25 protein-coding genes and 2 pseudogenes are annotated in these 23125 nt (G+C 31.9%); 25 read left to right on the top strand and 2 right to left on the bottom strand.

The annotated features are described in order from the left end of the window. Positions 1–120: 120 nt before the first annotated feature. Together HUU89_RS04125 and HUU89_RS15420 are read right to left on the bottom strand one after the other, a co-directional pair. Entirely contained in the window at positions 121–2709 is a 2589-nt protein-coding gene (locus HUU89_RS04125; protein WP_117481324.1) for a cation-translocating P-type ATPase, read from the bottom strand. Positions 2710–2955: 246 nt separating this feature from the next. Next, positions 2956–4232 (bottom strand): annotated as a pseudogene (locus HUU89_RS15420) (ISNCY family transposase). 254 nt (positions 4233–4486) lie between these two features. On the opposite strand from HUU89_RS15420, the gene HUU89_RS04135 reads away from it, so the two are divergent. From HUU89_RS04135 to HUU89_RS04240, 25 genes and pseudogenes are all read left to right on the top strand, one after another. Beyond that, positions 4487–4945 (top strand): PTS glucose transporter subunit IIA, encoded by a 459-nt coding sequence (locus HUU89_RS04135; RefSeq protein WP_117346791.1) that lies wholly within the window; start codon positions 4487–4489, stop codon positions 4943–4945. 84 nt (positions 4946–5029) lie between these two features. After that, positions 5030–5176, top strand: coding sequence for a CAT RNA binding domain-containing protein (locus HUU89_RS14690; RefSeq protein ID WP_217498420.1), 147 nt, complete (start codon positions 5030–5032; stop codon positions 5174–5176). A gap of 62 nt (positions 5177–5238) precedes the next feature. Next, entirely contained in the window at positions 5239–5853 is a 615-nt protein-coding gene (locus HUU89_RS15270; protein WP_317992321.1) for a PRD domain-containing protein, read from the top strand. Between the two features lie 146 nt (positions 5854–5999). Beyond that, complete coding sequence (locus HUU89_RS04145; protein WP_117346793.1) at positions 6000–7421, top strand: PTS transporter subunit EIIC; 1422 nt, start codon at positions 6000–6002, stop codon at positions 7419–7421. 58 nt (positions 7422–7479) lie between these two features. Next, a complete protein-coding gene (locus HUU89_RS04150) occupies positions 7480–8760 on the top strand; it encodes a DUF4038 domain-containing protein (RefSeq protein WP_175301073.1) in 1281 nt (426 codons plus the stop codon). After that, positions 8753–10222, top strand: a complete 1470-nt coding sequence (locus HUU89_RS04155) for a glycoside hydrolase family 1 protein (protein ID WP_117481326.1) — start codon at positions 8753–8755, stop codon at positions 10220–10222. The genes HUU89_RS04150 and HUU89_RS04155 overlap by 8 nt, the downstream gene beginning before the upstream one ends. A gap of 11 nt (positions 10223–10233) precedes the next feature. Further along, positions 10234–11010, top strand: coding sequence for an SDR family NAD(P)-dependent oxidoreductase (locus tag HUU89_RS04160; protein ID WP_117346796.1), 777 nt, complete (start codon positions 10234–10236; stop codon positions 11008–11010). A gap of 503 nt (positions 11011–11513) precedes the next feature. Next, positions 11514–11798 (top strand): hypothetical protein, encoded by a 285-nt coding sequence (locus HUU89_RS14900; protein WP_227359288.1) that lies wholly within the window; start codon positions 11514–11516, stop codon positions 11796–11798. Further along, positions 11795–11914 carry a RhuM family protein gene (gene rhuM / locus HUU89_RS14905; protein WP_227359289.1) on the top strand — a complete coding sequence of 40 codons (120 nt, stop codon included), beginning with the start codon at positions 11795–11797 and terminating at the stop codon, positions 11912–11914. The genes HUU89_RS14900 and rhuM (HUU89_RS14905) overlap by 4 nt, the downstream gene beginning before the upstream one ends. A gap of 104 nt (positions 11915–12018) precedes the next feature. Continuing rightward, a complete protein-coding gene (gene rhuM, locus HUU89_RS14910; RefSeq protein WP_230311141.1) occupies positions 12019–12459 on the top strand; it encodes a RhuM family protein in 441 nt (146 codons plus the stop codon). A gap of 154 nt (positions 12460–12613) precedes the next feature. Then, positions 12614–12760, top strand: coding sequence for a hypothetical protein (locus HUU89_RS04170; RefSeq protein ID WP_158546538.1), 147 nt, complete (start codon positions 12614–12616; stop codon positions 12758–12760). A 42-nt stretch (positions 12761–12802) separates the two neighbouring features. Next, positions 12803–14419, top strand: a complete 1617-nt coding sequence (locus tag HUU89_RS04175; RefSeq protein ID WP_158561377.1) for a recombinase family protein — start codon at positions 12803–12805, stop codon at positions 14417–14419. Then, positions 14416–15969 (top strand): recombinase family protein, encoded by a 1554-nt coding sequence (locus HUU89_RS04180; protein WP_117346798.1) that lies wholly within the window; start codon positions 14416–14418, stop codon positions 15967–15969. Before HUU89_RS04175 ends, HUU89_RS04180 begins: the two co-directional genes overlap by 4 nt. Continuing rightward, positions 15956–16750: a D-alanyl-D-alanine carboxypeptidase family protein gene (locus HUU89_RS04185; RefSeq protein ID WP_117783176.1), complete on the top strand. Its 795-nt coding sequence runs from the start codon at positions 15956–15958 to the stop codon at positions 16748–16750. Before HUU89_RS04180 ends, HUU89_RS04185 begins: the two co-directional genes overlap by 14 nt. A gap of 88 nt (positions 16751–16838) precedes the next feature. Continuing rightward, positions 16839–17162, top strand: coding sequence for an STAS domain-containing protein (locus HUU89_RS04190; RefSeq protein ID WP_022000917.1), 324 nt, complete (start codon positions 16839–16841; stop codon positions 17160–17162). Continuing rightward, positions 17159–17584: an anti-sigma F factor gene (gene spoIIAB, locus HUU89_RS04195; protein ID WP_175301074.1), complete on the top strand. Its 426-nt coding sequence runs from the start codon at positions 17159–17161 to the stop codon at positions 17582–17584. Before HUU89_RS04190 ends, spoIIAB begins: the two co-directional genes overlap by 4 nt. Next, positions 17577–17813, top strand: a pseudogene (locus HUU89_RS04200) (sigma-70 family RNA polymerase sigma factor); the annotation flags it as partial. The gene spoIIAB and the pseudogene HUU89_RS04200, both read left to right, overlap by 8 nt. A 206-nt stretch (positions 17814–18019) precedes the next feature. Further along, the gene (locus tag HUU89_RS04205; protein WP_118575369.1) at positions 18020–18766 is read left to right on the top strand and encodes a hypothetical protein; all 747 of its coding nucleotides are present in this window, start codon (positions 18020–18022) and stop codon (positions 18764–18766) included. Between the two features lie 2 nt (positions 18767–18768). Beyond that, complete coding sequence (locus HUU89_RS04210; protein ID WP_118575371.1) at positions 18769–19563, top strand: ParA family protein; 795 nt, start codon at positions 18769–18771, stop codon at positions 19561–19563. Further along, complete coding sequence (locus HUU89_RS04215; RefSeq protein ID WP_226870871.1) at positions 19541–20473, top strand: ParB/RepB/Spo0J family partition protein; 933 nt, start codon at positions 19541–19543, stop codon at positions 20471–20473. The genes HUU89_RS04210 and HUU89_RS04215 overlap by 23 nt, the downstream gene beginning before the upstream one ends. Positions 20474–20477: 4 nt before the next feature. Beyond that, positions 20478–20897, top strand: a complete 420-nt coding sequence (locus tag HUU89_RS04220; protein ID WP_217498422.1) for a DUF6050 family protein — start codon at positions 20478–20480, stop codon at positions 20895–20897. Positions 20898–21024: 127 nt separating this feature from the next. Continuing rightward, complete coding sequence (locus HUU89_RS04225; RefSeq protein WP_118575373.1) at positions 21025–21423, top strand: hypothetical protein; 399 nt, start codon at positions 21025–21027, stop codon at positions 21421–21423. Between the two features lie 13 nt (positions 21424–21436). Further along, complete coding sequence (locus HUU89_RS04230) at positions 21437–21835, top strand: single-stranded DNA-binding protein (protein WP_054335695.1); 399 nt, start codon at positions 21437–21439, stop codon at positions 21833–21835. A 13-nt stretch (positions 21836–21848) separates the two neighbouring features. Further along, the gene (locus tag HUU89_RS04235) at positions 21849–22241 is read left to right on the top strand and encodes a hypothetical protein (RefSeq protein WP_175301075.1); all 393 of its coding nucleotides are present in this window, start codon (positions 21849–21851) and stop codon (positions 22239–22241) included. Next, on the top strand, positions 22234–23115 hold the full coding sequence (locus HUU89_RS04240; RefSeq protein ID WP_175301076.1) for a replication initiator protein A: 882 nt from the start codon (positions 22234–22236) through the stop codon (positions 23113–23115). The genes HUU89_RS04235 and HUU89_RS04240 overlap by 8 nt, the downstream gene beginning before the upstream one ends. Positions 23116–23125: the final 10 nt, after the last annotated feature.

Here is a 23125-nt window from a genome sequence, read left to right on the forward strand (position 1 = left end):
ATATCACTAAAGGAGTGCCACTGTGTCATACCTGTAACTACTTTTATAACATCTCGTTACAGAGAACATAAATATATTATGCAATCATTTATAATATATGTTGATGCATTTTATAAAATTTTATTTATTAATTTTAACAGATGACCAATATTTTTTAGTCTGAATAATTATAGTAGGAATCAATGCAAATGCATAAATAACAAATAATTGAGTTATCGAGATTGTTTGAATCATAAATAAACTGTGCATAAATGGCACGAATAAAATGACATGCAGTAAAGAAAATCCAATTAAGAATGCATAGATGCTTGAACGATTTGTATAAAAACCAATCTTTGTTAATGGAAGATTGCTACGACAATTGAAACCATGTAATAGACGAGCTAGACAAATTGTAGCAAATGCCATAGTAGATGCAACAAGAGGATCTTGTTTTAGTCCAAATAAATAAGCACACATTGTACAAATTGCAATTATAATACCTTCAAAAGTGATTTGTAAAACAGTTTGTTTGTTTAGAATAGAATCGGAAGAACTTCTTGGTTTTTCTTTTAAAACACCATTTTTTCCTGTTTCCATACCAATTGCGATGGCAGGTAATGAATCTGTAATTAAGTTCATAAATAGTAGGTGTACAGGGAAGAAAGGTGTTGGCAATAAAAGTAATGATGCAATGAAAACACAAAGAATTCCAGCAAAGTTACCAGATAATAAATAGTTGATCGAATTTTTAATATTACGATAAACATTACGTCCAGTGATCACTGCTTTAACAATTGTTGAAAAATTATCATCAGTCAAGATCATACTTGCTGCATCTTTAGAAACCTCTGTTCCAGTTATTCCCATTGCAACACCGATATCACTTTGTTTTAATGCTGGAGCGTCATTGACACCATCACCTGTCATTGCGACGATATCGCCACGTTTTTGCCAGGCTTTTACAATTCTAATCTTATGCTCAGGAGCAACTCTTGCATAAACACTAATATGAGGTAATTTTTCATCAAGTTCCTCTTCACTCATCTTATCTAATTCATAACCTTCAATAGATAAATCCCCATCTTCATAAATCCCAATTTGCGTAGCAATTGCTCTGGCAGTCACAACATGATCACCTGTAATCATAATAGGTTTAATACCTGCTATCTTACATTTAGCTACCGCATCTTGACTTTCAATACGTGGTGGATCCATTAAAGAAACTAAACCTATAAATGTTAAATCATGTTCATCTTCTAATGTGACTTGATTTCCTCTGTAATCTTTATATGCAAAACCTAAAACACGTAAACCATTGTTTGCACATCTTTGATTTTCTTTTTCAATCGCATCTAGATGTCTTTTTGTAATGGGTTCTTTAATACCATTAATTAATATTGTTGAACATCTTTTAATAATAACATCAGGAGCACCTTTTGTATAAATATGATTTAAAGAAGAAATGCTCATTAATTTTCTATCAGAATCAAAAGGTAATTCAGAAGTTCTCACTGCAGTATGTTTGAATTCAATATCATTCTTTGTATATTCATGAACCAAATCAATTAAAGCAAGTTCAGTTGGATCACCAATTCTTTGTTCACCGTTGATAACTGCATTATTACATAATAAACAAGATTTTAATAAGACACTGTGATCATGATGACGATTATCTAATTCAGAAATTTTCATTAAATGATTATAAAAATAAATTGTTTGTGGTGTCATTTTATTTTGGGTTAAAGTTCCTGTCTTATCGCTACAGATGACAGAGACACACCCTAAACTTTCAACTGAATTTAAGTTCTTGATAATCGCATTTTCTTTGACCATTTTTTGAGTACTCATTGATAAAACAATTGTGACAATTGAACTCAATGCTTCTGGAATTGCTGCAACTGCTAAAGCGACAGCAATCATTAAAGAATCAATTAAAGATTGTTTTGCTAAAAAGAGATTTAAACATAAAACAATGAGTGAAATAAAGAAAATACCAATAGATAGCTTTCCACTAAAATCATCTAGACTTTTTTGTAAAGGTGTTTTTCTTTCTTTGGCATTGTTTAACATTGATGCAATCTTTCCAATTTCAGTTTGCATACCAATATGGGTAACGATATAACGTCCTGTTCCATTTGTAACTAAACTACTTGAAAAAACCATATTTTTTTGATCACCAACAACAACTTGACCAGTAATCACATCCGTTGTTTTATCGACACTTTCTACTTCTCCAGTTAATGCACTTTCATTGATTTGGAGAGATGAGCATTCAATAATACGTCCATCACCACTAATCACATCACCTGCTTCAATTTGGACAAGATCGCCAATTGTTAGTTCTGTAGAATCAACTTCTTGAAGTGTTCCCTCACGTATAACTTTCGCTTTAGGAACAGAAAGTTTCTTTAAACTATCCAATGATTTCTCTGCTTTTAATGTTTGAATCGTTCCGAGTATTGCATTGACAATAATAACACTGACAATAACAATTGTACTTTCTATCTGTCCGCTCATTCCAGAAATGATTGCTGCAATGATTAAAATAATAACTAATAAATCTTGAAATTGTTTAAGAAAAATCATAAAAGGATTTTCCTTTTTCTTTTCATCTAAGATGTTATAGCCAAATTGCTGATGACGTTTGATAATTTCTTCATGACTTAATCCATTTTCACTTGTTTCACAAGCTTTCATAACTTCAGATATTCTTTTTTGATAATACATATATGCCTCCTATCTCTTTAGCAAACAAAAAAAGACAAGCTCGCTAAAGAAAATTATTCTTTAACGAGTCTTGTCTTTAAGATGCACCAGGATATTAAATCCGCGTCTGTTGATAACATCACACATTTTTGTGAGACTACTCCCTCATTGGAAAGTATAATAACATAGTCATAAAAATATGTAAATAAATTTATGAAAATAGTGGTTAAGTTTCGTCAACCGAAATTGATAATGTCTCAAAAATAATCAAACATTAGCACCATAACGGTGCTTTTGTTTTGCAGCATAACTGACAAAGCTCGCTTTTCTCCATGGATGATTCATTGGAGGAATATACTTTTTCTTTTCTTTCTTAGGTGCTTCCTTAGGAGCATCAAATTCCTTTGATATTAGTTCATATTCGGGTACTTCTTCCATCAGATAAAGCTTATCAGCGATATTTGCCAGAAGCTGTCCATCAAATGTCTCAATGACCATGTAGTCAGTCTTTCCTGCAAAGTATCTTCTGTCACCATTTTCAGGTACTGGAAAATGGTATTTACTCTGGAATCTGATGCAGTGGCCTTTGTCTATAGTTCTAGTTGAAAGTACTGCAAGAGTACGATTAATTTCCTCCATAGATGGTTGCTTCTCATATACCGATTCGGTACTGTTAAGGCGTAGAGCGAACTGATCATTGAATTTTTTTATGTAGGAGTTTAAAAATTCATTGACGTCCTCTATGTTGGTGATATGAGTGTGCCTTCGTTCGACTGGTAATCGTGACTGGAGCGTCTGGTTGAGTCTTTCGACTCTCCCTTTTGCTTGGGGTACGCTCGTAGTTTTTATATCGATTCCCAGATTATGACAGGCATAAGAGAACTGAGTGAATGTGTCCTCAGCATCTGAAGGTCTGTTTTTTTCTTTTATATTCAAATACAGTACGTCTGTCAGTATAAAATAAAGTAGGGATACCATGATTCGTTAATATTTGATGGAGGACATTGTAATATCCTTTAAGAGTTTCTTGATAATCAAAGTAGGCACCAACGATTTTACCATCGGCATCATCAATTGCAACATGCAGATGCCACACTTCTTTTTCAATCCAATGGAATGATGATGCATCCATCTGTATCATCTCACCTGCATATTTTGATTTAGGACGTCTTGGATGTTCATCCTGTTCATCAAATATTTTGGAGAGAGCACTTCCTCAGCTTTCATCCAGTTGTTGAGTGTTGTATCACTTATCTTTATACGAAAGTCACTTTCCACAATCTCACAGAAGTGAGTGAAGTTTGCGCCAGAGAAATCATTAATATAAAGAGAGATGATCTTATTCTTTATATCTAAAGGAACTGCAGAAGCGGGCAGTCTTCCACGGTTTCCATGCATGAATCTCTTCTTTCCCTGTTTCTTGTATTTAATGATAAGTTGTTGATTGTTCTTACTGTACATCCAAGCTTAGTAGCTGCTCTTTTCTTATTTTCATCTGTTTCTACAAGTTTCTTGATTATTTCATACTTATTCTGTTCATTCATTCTCAATTCAACCTTTTTCATAATAACCTCCCCTGGATACATTGAGATATTATCATTTTTGAATCAGAAATAATCAAAAAATATTTAAAAAGCTGTTGACTTTTTAATAATATTAAATTATTATAAGGGCGTAGAAAAAAGAATAAATAGGTTTGTAACTTCCTTTGAAGGCTTTCCCGAAAAATTCTTATGATTTTTTGGTTGCAGATAAGGAAGTTTTTTTGTTAGATAAAATAGAAAAAGGAGAAAAAATAATGTTTAGTTTATTTAAAAAAGAAAAATTTAAAATTGTTTCACCACTAGATGGACAATTGATATTATTAAAAGATGTACCCGATAGTGTATTTTCTCAAAAACTTATGGGAGATGGTTTTGCAATCATTCCACAAAGTCAAGTTGTTGTTTCACCAATAAGTGGTGTTGCTGAGAGTGTTTTTCCAACTGGTCATGCTGTAGGAATTAAAACAAAAGATGGGATTGAATGTATTGTTCATATAGGTTTAGATACTGTTGAATTAAATGGAGAAGGTTTTACCTCTTTAATTTCACAAGGTGATTATGTAAAAGCTGGAGAACCTATTGTTCAATTTGATAATCAATTTATTAAAGATAAAGGTTACAATTTGACAACAATGGTAGTTTTTCCTTCAGGGTATGAAAAAGATTTTAACTTAGGTGAAAGAGAAGTTAAAAAAGGTGAAGTTCTATTTTAGTTATAATTGACAAGAGTGAAGTGAATCAGTAATATTAAGTTATGTTTTAAATAATCAATAACAAATGGACTGGGGTTGAAAAGAATGAAGGTTATAAAAAATATTAACAATAACGTTGCTATTTGTGTTGATGATAATGGTCATGAAGTGGTCGCGATGGGTAAAGGAATTGGATTCTCAAAGCCTCCATATGAAGTTGATTTATCAAAGATAGAACATACTATAGTTTAGATTCTCATTATGTTACTTTATTAAGTGAGATTCCTGAAGAGGTAATTGATGTCACATTAGAAATTGTTGAAAAAGGAAGTGATTACTTAGGAGTTAACCTTAGTAGAACATTTTGGTTTTCACTTTGTGATCATATTAATTTTGCAATTGAGAATGTAAAGAACGGGCTTGTCATAAGTAACCCAATGACAAATGAAATCAAGCATTTGTATGAAAAAGAAATGTTATTAGGAAAATGGGCTATTAACCATATAGAAAAAAGATTATCTATTCAGTTGCCTTTGAGTGAGGTAAGTGGGATAGCGTTGCATTTCATTAATGCAGAACAAATGACTACAATTGGAACACAAAAAGATGAAATAACACATTTTATAGATGATATTACAGAAATTGTTGAGAGTGAAATGAATATTATTATTGATCGTAATGATTTTAATTATTCTCGATTTGTAACACATCTTAAATATTTATTAAAACGTTCGACACGATTAAATGAAACAAATTCTGAGAATGTCAAATTATATGATGAAGTATATGAGAAATTTCCAGAATTAAGAAAAACTATAGAAAAAATTAAATTATATATTTTGGCTGAATTAAATATAGAACCTAGTAAAGAGGAGCTTCTATATTTAGTTATACATATTAATAGATTTTGTACAAGAGCAGGATTGTAACTTAAATAAGGCTTTACCTGATGTATACTAAGAATGTTTTCATAATGTTCTTATTAGCATCAGGTTTTATTTTGGGCTTTTACAAGATAAAATAGCGCGCAAATATCTTGTTAGCATATATATTATATTAAAGAGAGGAAAGAAAAATGGCAAAGTATACAGAGTTTTGTAATGAAGTTATTAAAAATGTCGGTGGCAAGGAAAACATTTCAGGTGTTGTTCATTGTATGACAAGATTACGTCTTAATGTTAAAGACAAATCAAAAGTAAACGTTGAAGCAGTAAAAGAAGTGAAAGGTGCAATTGGAGCACAATTCTCTGGGGAACAGTTCCAAATTATAATTGGACAACATGTTTCAGAAATATACCCAGAGTTTTGTGAAATAAGTGGAATTGAAAAAACAAAATCAATCGAAGAAAATCTAGATAAAGAACCGTTTGATTTTAAAAAGATTCCAGGAAAAGTCTTAGATTTTATTTCAGGATCTATTGCTCCAATTTTACCTATTATGATGGGTGCAGGATTATTTAAAATGTTATATGCAATGTTGGGTCCAGATTTGTTCAATGTTATGAATGTGGAACATCCTTTTATGAAAATGATATCAATTGTAGGAAATTGTGGATTTTACTTTATGCCTATATTTGTAGCATGGTCAACTGCTAAGAAAGTTAATACAAGTATTCCGATGGCATTATTATTAGGAGCATTGTTAATTGATCCTAATATTCTAAGTATTGTAACAACAGGTGAACCTTTTAAAATGTATGGTATTCTATCAATGCCTTTAGTTAATTATGCACAAACATTGTTACCAACTTTACTTACTGTTTGGGTATTGCAATATGTTTTTAAGTTTTTTGATAATGTTATTCCAAAATCATTTAAGATTATGGGAGTACCATTTTGTACATTATTTATCATGATTCCTTTGATGTTTTGTGGATTAGCTCCAATTGGTAACTGGTTAGGTGAAGGTATGTCATGGGTTATCACAACTTTATATGATGTTGCAGGACCATTGGCTATTGCTTTGGTAAGTGCAGTATTCCCATTTTTAATTGCTACTGGTATGCATGTCGCAGTTGGTCAAATTGGTTTGGTCAATATGACAACTGCTGGATTTGATCCTGTAGTATTCGTAGGTATGAACATTGCATATTATGCTATGTCAGGTATGATTGTAGCTTATTTAATTCGTGCAAAGGGCGAAGAAAAACAAATGGCAGGAGTTAATGCAGTAACTTTAATTGTTGGTGGTATTAGTGAGCCTACAATCTTTGGTGTATTAGTGAGAAATAAAAAAGCAATGATTGTACAAGTTATTGGAAGTGCAATAGCAGGGTTAGTTGGTGGTTTCTTAGGAGTAACTGTTTATTCTTTTGGAGCAACAAACTTCATGACTATTCTTCAATTTGCTGGAGGACCTGGACAAGATTTTATCAATGCATGTATTGCTTGTGGTATAGCATTTATTGTTCCTTTGGTTTTAGGCTTAATGATTGGATTCGATGAAAAAAAAGGATTTAAATTAAGAAAATTTAAATCAAATAAATTATCAAAATAGTTATAAGATTTAGGTTCATTATTGAACCTATTTCTTTGTATAACAAGAGGAGATATTCATGTTAAAAATTTCTAAAAACAAGCAAACTTTATTAAAAGATGGAAAAACATTTTTTTACTTAGCAGATACTTGTTGGTCTGCATTTACAAATATAAGTGATGAAGAATGGGATTATTATTTGTATAAAAGAAAAGTTCAAGGTTTTAATACGATTCAAATTAATATTCTACCACAATGGGATGCATCTCTAACCAATTTCAATTTTAATCCTTTTATTAATAATAATCCAAATTATTTGAATGATGAATATTTTGAACACGCAAAGAAAATGTGTGAAAAAGCTAAGAAAGAAGGATTTGAATTATCATTAGTGCTTTTGTGGTGTAATTATGTACCTGGAACATGGGCGTCTTCTTTAATTCCTGATGGCGTGTTACCTTTTGATTACTTAAAAAATTATGTTGAAAAAGTTCATGAAACATTTAGTAAATTTGAACCATTATATATTGTTAGTGGAGATACCGATTTTCCAACTCAAGAATCTATAAAGTATTATGCTTACGTTGCTTCTGCTTTAAAAAAACTTGCACCAAGTTGTTTATTAACAACACATATCAAAGGAAGATATACATATATTCCAAAAGAAATATATCAGTATTTAGATCTGTGTTTTTATCAAAGTGGACACAATGTAAAAGATTTATCCATGCCATATTCATTAAGTGAAGAAATGCAAAATAAATATCCAGGGAAACCATTAATAAATTCAGAACCATGTTATGAAGAAATGGGATACTCAGGACAAATGTACGGGCGTTGGACTCGTTTTGATGTACGTCGTTGTGCTTTTATGAGTATTTTATCTGGAGCATGTGCTGGTATAACATATGGAGCAGCAGGAATATATAGTTGGCATAAAGTGAAGAAAAGTTTCGAAAGTTCTTTAGGTGAGGGATTTGATATGCCTAAGTCATGGGAAGAAGCAATGTCTTTTACTGGTGCTTGGGATTATGGATATATAAAAGCAATATTTGAAGAATTAAAGGTTAATTCAATAATACCAAAACAAGATATATTGATTAATGATACTAATGATATTCGAGTTGCTCAAGCGAATAATGGATTGATTTTTGTATATGTTCCATATAATACAACTATTCGATTATCTATTAATCTCGATGGGTGGAGTATAAAAGCTGTTGATTTAGCAGAGCGATTTATTGCAAATATAAAAATGATTGTGAAAGAAAAGCATACTGTTATTGATATGCATCCATTTTCTCAAGATGCATTACTAATATTAAAAAAAGAAAATGAAGAGGTGTGTGAAGATGTTTGATAAAGATTTTTTATGGGGTGGTGCTACTGCTGCTAACCAGTATGAAGGTGGTTGGCAAGAAGGGAAAAAAGGTATAAGTACTGCTGATTGCTGTACAAGAGGTTCTAAAACGGAACCTAGAAAAGTTACTTACAAGACTAAAGATGGTAACATTAAAGCAGATAATCTGTTTGGTATGGAAATTAATGATGATGTAGAATTTGGATGTTTTGAAGGCTATGATTATCCTAGTCATAGAGCTAGTGATTTTTATAATCATTATAAAGAAGATATAGCTTTGATGGCAGAAATGGGATTTAAATGTTATCGTATGTCAATTGCATGGACAAGAATATTTCCAAATGGTGATGAAGAAGAGCCAAATGAAGAAGGATTAAAATTTTATGATCAAATTTTTGATGAATGTTTGAAATATGGAATCAAACCGTTGGTCACATTATCACATTACGAAACACCAGTTGGTTTAGTAAATAAATGGGGTTCATGGAGTGATTCAAGAACAATTGATTGTTTTCTTCGTTATGTGAAGTCAGTAGGTGAAAGATATAAAGATAAAGTTGAATATTGGTTAACTTTCAATGAAATCAATTGTATAGATTTTAGTGGATGGGTTGCAGCAGGTATACCTAATCAAAATCCCCAAACAATTGCTGATGCTGCTAAAAACCAATTGATTGCTAGTGCTAAGAGTGTTATAACATTACATAATATTAATCCAAATAATAAGGTTGGAAATATGATTGGCTATGGTATCAAATATCCGAATACTTGTCACCCAAATGATATTTTAAAAACATGGGAAGAAGCAAATGAAGATTATTTTTATTGTGATGTACAAGCACGAGGATATTACCCACGTTATAAATTAAAAGAATATGAAAGAAATGGAGTTGTTTTTTCTTTAAATGATAAGGAAAAAGAAATTCTTAAATCTGGAACAGTTGATTTTATTAGTTTTTCTTATTATATGTCAAATTGTATTTCGGCAGATCCAAAGGTGGCTCCTAATCAAAGTGGAAATATGTCATTTGGAGTGAAGAATCCATATTTAAAAGCTAGTGCTTGGGGTTGGCAAATTGATCCAAAAGGCTTACGAATTGCCTTAAATTATTTATATGATCGTTATCAAAAACCATTAATGGTTGTTGAAAATGGATTAGGTGCACAAGATGAAGTTGATGAAAATAATAAAATACATGATACATATCGTATTGATTATTTGAGAGATCATATTCTAGCAATGGAAGAAGCTGTTCGTATTGATGGTGTTGAATTATGGGGTTACACCTCTTGGGGATGTATTGATCTTGTATCAGCATCAACTGGTGAAATGCATAAAAGATATGGATTTGTTTATGTAAATTACCAAGATGATTGTAGTGGAAATGGAGAAAGAATACGAAAAGATTCTTTTTATTGGTATAAAAAAGTTATTTCTTCACAAGGAAGAGATTTAAAATAGGAGGATTTTATATGAATAGATTAGAAAATAAAGTTGCAATTATTACTGGGGCAGCAATGGGACAAGGAGCTGCTGAAGCTTATCTTTTTGCAAAAGAAGGAGCTAAGGTTGTAGCAACAGATATGTGCGAAGATATTTTGAGAGAAACTGTTCAAAAAATTAATGAAGATTTTTCACATTCTACAATTGCCTTGAAATTGAATGTAACTGATGAAGAAGAATGGAAGAAAGTTGTAGAAGAATGTATTAATCAATTTGGTACTGTTGATATTTTATTGAATAATGCAGGTATTGGATCAAAAGGTATTAATTATGATAAGACAGATTATCAAGCGTTTGAAAATGTGATGAAGATTAATGCTTGGGGACCTTTTGTTGGAATGAAAACAGTTGCGCCAATTATGATTAAGAATAAAAAAGGTTCTATTATTAATGTTTCATCTTTAGCTGCAGTAAAAAGTATTGAATTCAATGCTTATAGTCTTTCTAAAGGAGCAGTTATTTCATTAACAAAAGCAGCTTCTGCTGATTTAGGGAAAAATGGTATTCGTGTTAATACTATTATTCCTGGTACAATAGAAACACCAATGACAAAAATTATTTGTGATTATCCCAATGTTTTGAATTCATGCATTGAAAAGACTGCTTTAGGACATATTGGTGAAGCTGATGATATTGCATATTGTGCCTTATATTTAGCAAGTGATGAATCAAAGTATACAACAGGTACAGATATAACGATTGATGGTGGGCAACGATATAAAGATACTTTAGAATTAGAAATGTAAACATTAGAGGTGAATATTTTAAAACTAGCTTGATGTTTGATTTTATTATTTGGAAAGTGCAGTATTTATTAATTCTTCTTATTATGTAGATATTATAGATAAATTAAATATGAAATAATTAATAGTAAGAAAAATTTATTCTGTTATAAAGTGTCACCAGAAATGTTAGAAATAATTTCTTCTCTTAGTAATTATGCAAAGTATAAATTAGTGAGTACAAGTATTTTTAAAGTTTTAGTACAATGATTAATGATATATTATAGATGTTATTTTAATTATAATACTTTAATTGTTCATATTTTTGGTATTATTCGTGTAACATATCAAGATTAAAATAGGAATTAAATCTAGATTTAATTCCTATTTTAGATTCTATTGTATTTTTTATTGAAAATATAAAATAATTATGGAATTGTATTAGAACTGCTCTAAAATAAATAATCTCCAAAGTTGATAAATTATGATAACTTTATTTTATGGTTTATCATAAGGAGCATAATAAAATGGCAGAAAATGATTTATCTATTCGCAGTTCAGCTGCTGAATATTTAACATATATAGCATCAACAGGAAATACTGACGAAAGTATTGAAATTCGTTATGAAGATGAAAATATACGGTTAACACAAAAAATGATGGCTGTTTTATATGATGTTGAAGCTCATACAATCAATTATCATATTAAAAAGATATTAGAAGATAATGAATTAAATGAAAATTCAACTATTCGAAAATTTCGAATAGTTCAAAATGAAGGTGAAAGACAAATCACTATAATTTACAAATGATTATAGCTGTAGGATTTAAAATTAATAATGAACGTGCTATTCAATTTATAAAATGGGCAAATACAATTGTAAAAGATTATACAATTAAAGGTTGGGTTATGGATGATGAAAGATAAAAAAAGGAACATTCCTAACTGATAAATACTTTGAAGAACAATTAGAACGTGTTCGTGAAATTAGAGCGAGTGAACGTAAATTTTATGCAACTGTTCAAAACAAAATGCATTATGCAATTCATGGTCATACTGCAGCTGAACATATTTTAGAAAGAGCTGATCATCAAAAACAAAATATGGGATTAATGACTTGGCAAGATGCACCAGATGGCAAAATTAAAAAGAGTGATGTCATAATTGCTAAGAATTATTTATCTGAATTTGAATTATCACAACTTAATCGTATGGTTACATCTTACTTGGATTTTGCTGAAAATATGGCTCAAAGAAAAATACCATTAACAATGCAAGACAGGGAAACAAGACTTAATGGATTCATTGAAATGTTTGAATATGGTTTATTAAAAGATGCTGGTAAAGTAACTGCTGCAATTGCTAAAATTCATGCTGAAACAGAATTTGAAAAATATCGAATTATACAAGATCAATTGTATATGTCTGATTTTGATCGCTATTTGTTAGAGTTAGAAGAAAAAATGAAATAGAATTTGAGAAGATATGAGTTATTCATTATGAATATATTCATATCTTTTTATTGTTGAGTTACCGAGGATTCCTCGATAACAGGGAAGGAGTGTAAAAAATGAACGACATATATTATTTCGTTAAAACATAGATTTTAAAAAGGGGGAATTATTATTGAGAGGAAATGAAATTGATATTTCAATTATTGTACGAAATGCAATTTTAGAAGAACTCTATGAAGAAAAAGAAATAGATGAAAAGACATATCACAAAATGAAAGAAATATTTTTAAACCAAGAGAAGAATTCACTAGATAAATAAAATAATCTTAGTAGTATGTTGATTGAAATGAGTGAGCGAATAATGAAAAAATTAAAAGCTGTTTTTTATGCAAGAGTATCTACAGATCATAGTGATCAACTTCATTCTTTAAAGGCACAACAAGATTATTTTTATCAATATTTAGATAATCATCCAGAGTTTGAATTAGTTAATTCATATGTTGATGAAGGTATTACAGGAACAAGCATTAAAAAAAGGAAATCATTCCAAAAAATGATTAATGATGCTTTGCATCATCATTTTGATATTATTCTTACAAAAGAAGTAACACGATTTGCAAGAAATACTTTAGATACTTTACAAATGGTCAGGTTATTAAAAGAAAATAATGTGAATGTGTTATTCTTGACAGATATGATTGATACAAGAACACATGAAGGTGAATTGCGTTTATCTTTAATGGCTACAATTGCTCAAGAAGAAGGTAGAAAAATTAGCCAAAGAGTCAATTGGGGATTTCAAAGAGCATTTGAAAATGAAAAACTTGTAATTACTAATGTTTATGGTTATGACATTGTCAAAGTTGGTCATGTGAGAAAACTTGAGGTGAATGAGCAACAGGCATATGTGATTCAACATATATTTAAATGGTACTTACAAGGATTGGGATATGGAAAAATTTCAAAAAGATTATATGAATGGAATATTCCTTCTCCTTCTGGTAACGCACATTGGGATACATCGGTGATTGCTAAAATATTGGCCAATGAGAAATATATTGGTAGACTTGTGCAAGGAAAACAAAAGACAAATAATTATCTAGAAAAGAAAATATTAAGAAATATATCAAGAAATGATATGTATATTACTAACAATCATCATGAAGCCATTGTTGATAAAGAAATATTTTATGCAGTCCAACAATTAAGACAATCAAAAGTAAAAAATGGAGAAAGAAATCGAAGATATCCGTTGTCTGGTAAAGTCATTTGTGCAATGTGTGGAAAATCATATGCTCGAATGAAATATGGAAACAGTATTGGTTGGGGATGTAGAAAATGTGAAAATACGAATATTATTAATGAAACAGTACTTATAGAATTATTACGTTCATTTATAAGTACTGTTTTCATAAACAAAGAAAAGGTCAAGAAAGAATTGGTTGATGCGTTAATGAATTCTTATGATTTTATGAACTGTGAGAATCAAATTAATCAATTACACAAAGATATTGGATATATTAGACGTCGAATGAAATTATATTTAGATGATTATTTAGAAGAAAAGATATCAATAGAAGTCTATAAAGAAAATAAATTAAAAGAAGAAAAAGAATTAGAAGCAAAAGAAAAAGAACTTCAAGCATTAGAAATGAAGGAAAGTAATAATGATATGAAGAATGCTATTCATCATATTGTGAAAGTGATTGAAAAGAAAGTTGAAATAGATAAAGGAGTTATTCATCAAATCATTATCCAATATATAAAAGCAATCATTCCTAAAAAGATGAATGAGTATCACTTATATATGGATTTAAGTGATTGTTACTTTAAAGAAAATGTGGATTTATCACAATTTGAATATGTGAAAACTTATATATTTGATTTACAAGACTATCAATCGCCATATGTTAAAAAGAAATATAAACAACTTCAAAATACAAAACTTCATCTTTACATAAGGAGGTTGTCGTTATGAAAAAGACAAGAGTCGTTTTCTATGCCAGAGTTTCAAAAGATACCGAAGAACAGTTACATTCTTTTGAAGCACAGAAAAAATATTTTGAAGAATTTATTAGTAGAAATAAGGATATGGTATTCATAAGAGGATACGCAGATGAGGGAATATCAGGAGTTAATGTAAAGAAAAGAAAACAATTTCAACAAATGATTGAAGATGCTAAGAATAGCGAGTTTGATTTAATTCTTACAAAAGAAGTCACCCGTTTTGCAAGAAATACAGTGGATACTTTAGTCAATACAAGATTGTTGTTGAAATATAATGTTGGTGTTCTTTTTACAACAGATAATATTGATACAAGAAGTAATGATGGTGAATTACGTCTATCTTTAATGGCTACGCTTGCTCAAGAAGAAAGTCGCAAAATCAGTTCACGTGTCAATTGGGCAACAAAAAGAAATTATGAAAATGGTGTTGCACATGGGACAATGCCTTATGGTTATAAGCGAGAGAATGGAAAAATTGTTATTGTTGAAGATGAGGCTAAGGTTGTTCAACAGATCTTTCGACTTTATATTGATGGGTATGGCACAAGACGAATCGCTAACACATTAAATGAACAAGGTTATTATAATGCAACTGGTGGAGAGTGGCTTCCTTCTACGATAAGAGGAATGTTAAAGAATCGAAAATATTGTGGAGATCTTGTTCAAGGAATGAGTAAGACAATTGACTTTTTAGAAAAGAAAAGAGAAGTTGTTAAAGATGAAAGTCAATATTATGTATGTGTTTCGCATCATGATGCTATTATTGATAAACAAACTTTTGAATATGTTCAACAACTTCAAGAGAATCGTAAGAGTATAAATGATAAAAACGAGGTTAAAGTTCCCTTTAAATATAGCAATCAAAATATCTTTTCTAATAAGATTTTCTGTGGATATTGTAATGCAAGCTACCGTAGAATCAAAAGAAAGAATGATAGTATTTACTATAAATGTTCAACTGCAGACAAGAAAAAACGTGTTTTCTGTCCTGAAAGTGAGAACATAAAGGAGGAGGCTTTAAAAGATATTATTAAACAGACTGCTCAATATTTTAAGGTCAATGAAGAAGATATTATTAGACAATTTGAAGATGTTTTAAAAGAAATTGAAATGGATTTAGATGAAGATTCAATTCAAGGTATCGAAGAAAAGATACAAAGTAATCGTTCTAAGCTAGAAAAACTAGTTGATCTTTATATGGAAGGTTTGATTGATAAAGAGATTTATTTTCATAAAAAAGAAGAAATTGAAAAAGAAACTTATGAACTGAACCAAAAGATGAATATGACGAGTCAAACACAAGTCAGTGTCATTCAAAAGGTTAAAAATTTGATAGAAACTATCAAAGATAAGCTGAATCATTGGAGAGATATGAGTGATACTTTGATTAAAGAATTAATCTATAAAATTGTGGTCTATAGTAAAGAAAAACTTGATATTTATATCAATGTTGCGAGTTATCAAAAAATAAGTTATGAAAATGGGGTGTTTGTGTTACCGAATGTGAGTGAAATGGAATGATGCCTGTGTTGTCGTGGCAGAAAATATTGCAGGAAGTCATGAAGAATTTGTTTCGATGATGAATGAAAAAGCAAAAGCTTTAAAACTTAAAAATACGCATTTTGTCAATTGTACAGGATTGCATGATAAAAATCATTATACTTGTGCGAAAGATCTTTCAACTATGGCCGCTTATTTACTACAAATTGGTGGCAAGAAACTTTTAGCCGTCACATCGCTTTATGATAGTTATGTTCGCGAAAAAACAAAACAAAAGTTTTGGCTTGTAAATACCAATAAACTTTTAAAACAATATCCAGGAGTAGATGGTTTAAAAACAGGTTTTACCAAAGAAGCTGGGTATTGTATTGTCACAACATGTAAGAAAAAGGATTTAAGATTAATTGGTGTTGTCATGAATGAAGATAAGCCACAAACACGCAATGAAGATATGAAAGGGTTATTGAATTTTGGTTTTTCGAAGTATCAACAAGTTAAACTTTATCAAAAAGGAGAAGTGATTGATACTGTAAAAGTCAAAGATATGGTTGAACAAAAGATCAATGTTGTAAGTCATAAAAATCTTTATTATTTATCTGAAAAGACAAATCAAGAAAAGTTCAAAAAGAAAATTGTTTTTGATTCTTTACAATTACCAATTAATCAAAATAAAAGTATTGGAAAGCTTATTTTATATAATAAAGATAAAGCTGTTGCTAGTTATCCTTTATATAGTGAAATAAATGTCAAAAAAATGAGTTTTTTAGATAAATTATTAAGAGTCTATAAATCGTTGATTTAGGCTCTTTTTTTGTGTTTTATTCTAGTTTTGTCGAATCTATTTTTTTTCTTTTTAAGATGAGCTAAGATGCATTTAAGGAGATGAAAAAATGGAAAATAAAATGGAACATGAAATTGAAAATGGACAACTGATTATTTCATTTTACGGAGAAATAGATGGTTATAATGTTGCGTATTATCGAAATAAATTAAATGTACTTCTAGCAATTAATGATGATGATGTCATTTTTGATTTTAAGCATACGACTTTTATCGATAGTGCAGGGGTAGGGTTGGTTTTAGGCAGGTATCAACAATTATCTAAAGAAGGAAGAAAATTATCACTTAGAAGATTGTCTAATACAGCTTATAAGGTTTTTGAGTTAAGTGGGTTATTTGAAATTATGGAATATTTAAAGGAGGCGCAAATATGACAAATGAAATGTCATTATCTTTTAGTGCAACTTTGGAAAATGAACCTTTTGTAAGAACATGTATTGCCTCTTTTGTGGTTTGTTTAAATCCTACGATAGATGAAATTGTAGAAATTAAAACGATTGTAGGAGAGGCTGTTTCTAATGCCATCATTCATGGTTATAACGGTGATAAAGGCTGTCTTGTAAAGGTTAAAGCTTATATCGAAGATGATTTGCTTACAATCTATGTCATTGATAAAGGACAAGGTATTCAAGATATTGAAAAAGCAAGACAACCGATGTTTACTTCTAAAAAAGAATTAGAACATGCTGGAATGGGACTTAGTATTATTGAAGCATTATGTGATGAAATGACGATCGAATCTTCTTTAGAATTAGGAACTCAACTCATAATGAAAAAAAGAATTGTTCATGAATAAAGAAGCTGTTTTAAACAATATTCAATTAGCACAACAAGGGGATGAAGCAGCTAAGGAATTAATTGTTAAAAATAATTTAGGTTTAGTTTGGTCGATTGTTCATCGCTTTAAGAATAATTATTATGATAAAGAAGATCTTTTTCAAATTGGTTGTATTGGATTAATGAAAGCTATCAATAATTTTGATGTTCATTATGGTGTTCAATTTTCAACGTATGCGGTGCCAATAGAGTAAGATAAAGGAAACGACCGGAATAGCCTTAAAATAAGGGATTTCTGATAAAGGCATTAGATTAAAAATCAGTGCTGTCAGATAAACATTTCGATATCTTATGTTGAAATAGCAGTGTAGATAAGATATTGAAAACAATTCGGAATTGTTTCTGATAGAAACCTTCTTGAATGAGATGATGAGCATTCAAAGGAGGTTTTTTTATGGCAAGAATTATGACAAGAAGAAAAGCCATACCCAAAGCAATTGAATTACTACAATGTCTGCCACAGACGGAGGAAGTTGTGGAAGTGATACAGGCATTAAAAAAATATTCCTCCACCCCATTGGATAGATGGGATGTAGCCAGTGTATATGAAGCACTGGATGAATGGACAGAATCGCATGGTGGAGTCCCGCCGAAAATAAAAGAGTGTGACAGTCATAAGGAATTGCCAAGTCATATGGTCTTTGAAAAGCTTTTTGGAAAAACAGCAAAAGAGTTTCTGAACGATTATTATGGAGAAATCGAATATGTAAGGATTGGACGTCATGGAACAAAATGTGTTGATGATCAATATGATTTTCTGGAATTATTTAGAAATGAATTTGAACGAATACAACCGGCAACATCAAAAATATATGATGCTTGTAGAAATCCAGAAACGCCATCATGGGGAACAATCGCAAGAAGGTGTAAAGTATCTTCCTGGTCAGAGCTGGTTACGCTGTCTGGTGTAGAGGCGAATTGCATCAGAAGAAGATATAACACATATAATATTAGAAATAAGTTGAGTGTTTCACAAAAAACAAATGTGGAAACAAATATGACAGTACACGAACAGAAAGAAGAAAAAGAACGATTTGAGGCATTGTTGATAAAGACACATGATTTAACATTGCAGGCTGAGAAGCAGGAAAAGACAGAAAAAGCAGTTTCAAAACATACATTACGAATTGGGAGGAAATAGAGATGGCAAAAGTTATAGCAATAGTCAATCAAAAAGGCGGTGTCGCAAAGTCAACTTCGTGTGTGAATTTAGGAATTGGACTCGTTAAAAAAGGATATAAAGTTCTGGCAATAGATTTCGATCCACAAGGAAGCTTAACAGAGAGTCTTGGTTATCAGAATCCAGATGAATTGGAAATAACTGTAGCAACAATTCTTCATTGTGAGATGAACGGTCTTGAATTACCAGAAAGTTATGGAATTCTTCACCATGAAGAGGGATTGGACATTCTTCCGGCAAATATTGAACTTTCTGGGGTAGAAGTCAGCCTGGTAAATGTTATGAGCAGAGAATATGTGTTAAAACAGTTTATCAAGTTAATTTCGCCGGAATATGATTACATCCTGATTGATAATATGCCATCGTTAGGAATGCTCACTGTAAATGCGCTTGCAGCAGCTGATTCGATTATCATCCCGGTTATGGCACATTATCTTCCGGTTAAAGGTCTCGAACAGTTGATGCAGACAATATATAAAGTCAGGAAGCAGATAAATCGAAAACTTCAAATTGACGGAATCTTACTTACCATGGTGGATCGCAGAACAAATTTTTCAAAAGAGATTATAGAATTACTTCATGCTAATTATGGAGAATATATCCATATTTTTGAGACTGCAATTCCGTTTTCTATAAGAGCTGCAGAGACGAGTGCTGAGGGAGTAAGTATTTATAAACATGATCCCAAAGGACGTGTTGCCGAAGCATATAAGAAACTGGTAGAGGAGGTGATTGATGATGGCAGTGAAAGAGAGTAGTGCTTCAAAGATAAAATTCAAAGGTGTAGATGCACTGTTTGGATTGTCAGAGGAGCAGGAGTGTGTGCGAGAAATTCCACTGGACGAGCTGGATACATTCAAGAACCATCCGTTTAAAGTATTCAGGGATGACAAAATGGAGGAAATGATTGAAAGTATTTCAGAATATGGAGTTCTTGTGCCAGGAATTGCAAGACCTTCAAATTCTGGGGAAAAGGATTATGAATTAGTAGTGGGGCACAGAAGAAAATATGCTTGCAGAGAATTGGGACTGAAAACAATGCCGGTTATTATTAGAGATATGTCTGATGATGAAGCAACTGTAGTTATGGTCGATTCCAATATTCAAAGAGAAAACCTGCTGTATAGTGAGAAAGCATTTGCATACCGCATGAAGTATGAAGCACTGAAACGTCAAGGCAGAAGAACAGATCTAACTTTGGTCCAAGTTGAACCAAAGTTAAAAAAAAGATGGGCAGCTGAGATGGTAGGTACAGAAGTCGGGGAAACAATGAGTACAATCAAACGATATATACGATTGACCTATTTGTCGAATTATTTGCTGGAGTTTGTAGACAAAAATGAATTGCCATTCACTGTTGCAGTAGATCTATCGTATTTAAAAAGCAATGAGCAGTCGTTATTATTGGCGTTCATAGGAACAACAAAGAAAATGCCTAATGGATCTCAGGCAAAAAAATTGAAAGAACTTAGTCAGCAAAAAGAATTGACTGGAGAAGATATTGAGAAAATTCTTAGAGGAGAAGCAAAAGTGAATTACCAGAAAATCAGCTTTTCAGAAAAGCAACTGCAAAAATATTTTCCACCAGATTATAAGAAAGAACAAATTGAAAAAATTATATTTCAGTTATTAGATTCGTGGAAGGCACAAACAGAACAAAGGGGATGATAGAATGGAATATGATAAGCAAATAAGATATAATGATAGCCAGATGGAAAGATATCAGGCATATATTTCTAAAGTACAGAAGATAAACAGATTGGATAAGAGGACAAAAGAAATGACGATTGGAGATGTAATTAAAAAATCAATTCTGCCACTGGCATTTATGGTATTCTGGTTTTGGATGACAAAAACAATTATGAAAGTCAGCGGACAGACGGATTGGTTCTGGTGGATATTTATTGCCGGATTACCATTTGGAATACATAAAATGCGGCTGATTCTAATCCCAAGAGGAATGGATACCACAGCAATACTTGGTATGGCTGCATTAAGTGTCATCATTGGAGCATTGATCGGAAGTATCATGATTCCAGTGTATGTGATCAGAGCGATATACGTTTTTATACGGTATATCATTGAAAGGTAGAAAATTAGTTTGATAAGAGGCAGGCTTGCGAAAACAAAAATCGTAAGTCTGCCTCTTTTTTTGTGCCTAAAAACAGGCAGTTCAGGGTAAATCCCTTTTGCAAATATAAATTTTGGAGGATTTCATTATGAGAGAGCGAATTGAAAGCAAGTATGTAACAAAAGAAATCAAAAGTCAGATGCCAGTGATTCCGGTTGAGATTATCAAAGAAAGAGGTTGTACGTTCTGCCCATATTATCTGGGAAGCTATGAGAAACAACCACGATGCATGATGAAAAATTGTGCCTGGGATGATGAAAATGAGCGTTTTCATCCAGTTCTTCGTGAACTGATTCCATTTTACAAAGAGAAGATGGAAAAAGCAGAAGAGAAGTTCCTGGCAATGAAAAAGATTTACACAACGCTGTTAGGAATGTTTGCCGATGAAATGAAGCAGGAAGAGTTGGAAAAAGATGAATGTTACGGATGTGCCTATGGAAAATGTGGACCATGTATCGGTATCTGTTACAAATCAATGAAAGCATAGGAGGGGGAAGCCAATGAATACAACAGTTATTTCTGGGCGATTGGTAAGAAATCCCGGATACAACGAAGTGGAGAATGAAAAAGGACTTCATAAGATTGCCAAGTTTGTTCTGGCAGTCAGAAGAAATTATTCCGATGAAGTTAGTTTCATTCCGGTAAAGGCTTTTGCAAAGAAAGCAGAATTTGCCAGAGATTATCTGATACAGGGAACGAAGGTCATGGTGGAAGGCGAGATTGTCACGGGTAATTATGAAGATAAAGATACCGGGAAAAAGATTTATACCACCGAAGTGTATGCAAACCGGATTGAATTTGCTGGTGCAAAAATGGTTGACAGACCACCGTTTCCAGAAGATGCGGAAGGGTTCTTAGAGATACCGGAGGGCATGGAAGAGGAAATGCCGTTTAGATAGAGGAGGATAAAAGATGGTTTCAGTAGATCAGGCGTATATGGTAGGGCATATGAAAAATGCCGATGGAAGTATCAATAACAAAAATGTAGTTCTGTCAGCAGCATGTGAAGCAGCGGAACTGTTCCAGTGCATGATGTCAGTAAATCAGAAACTGGAGGACTGGCAGAGATTTAACCACACTTTGGAGATGCATCTGAGAAGTGTGGAATGTGAGAAAATCCATGATATCTGTCAGGCAGTATATGGAATGAAACATCCGTCCAATGAACTGGAAGGACTGTATCTGGCAAGAGAGGATGAACAGATATGCCTGCTGTATTATCAGGTATTTGTGGGTATGTTGGAAATCAATATCAATTCAGCTGAAGTGCTGTACAAACAGAAGGAGAAAACAATCAATGAGTAAGATGGAGTATATGCCGGTAGATTGTCTGCAGGTGCCAAAGATGCTATTTCAGATGGATAGATACAAGAATCTGTCAAATACAGCAAAGATTTTATACAGCTTATTTCTGGATCGCTTAAAATTTGCGGTGCAGAATGGCTGGGTAGATAGTGAAGGGGATCTGTTTGTTATCTATCCGAAAAGTGAAATGAAGAAAGACCTGAACACGACCAGATATGGTGTAGATCAGGCAGTACAGGAACTGGTTCAGGTTGGTAATCTGGTGCGTATCATTCCAAACAATGGAAAGGCGAACCACTTTTATATCAATGATATTTATGAAAATGAGATGGAGGAAGAATCAATGATGACATTAGACAGAATTATGGCAAATATGCCGATGGAAGAAAGAGAAATTATCATGGACAAGATGGTGAAAGCATCCAGAGATATTCTGGGAACAATTGCAGATATGGGATATCTGGATGAATATGAGACACCACTGACTCCTATGGAAGAGCGTGGCTATTACGATGAAGAAGGTAATCTTGATATTGATGCCGTAGAAGCCGATGGCTATGAGTTTGGTATGGATCTGGCATTTGGCGTGTTATCTGTTTTTGATGGAAAGCCCGAACGTGTACTGGAAATTCAGAAATATGTAAATGAACAGTATGAGTGCTGCTCTAATAAGAAGTTTATGAAAGTTCTGGAAACGATCGCACGAATGAATGGAAACGAGGAGGTTTATATCGAGGATATGTATGCCTGCAATAAAGAAGCAAGAAATTATTATCTGAGCGAGTTAATGATGTGCTTCAACTTTGTGTTTAATGAGATGTGTCATGGAACAGGCAGTGCAGCAGGGTGTGATTTTAATAATGAGGAAGAATAGGAAATAAGCT

This window comes from Faecalibacillus sp. H12, from assembly GCF_013361255.1.
Classification (GTDB): domain Bacteria; phylum Bacillota_I; class Bacilli_A; order Erysipelotrichales; family Coprobacillaceae; genus Faecalibacillus; species Faecalibacillus intestinalis.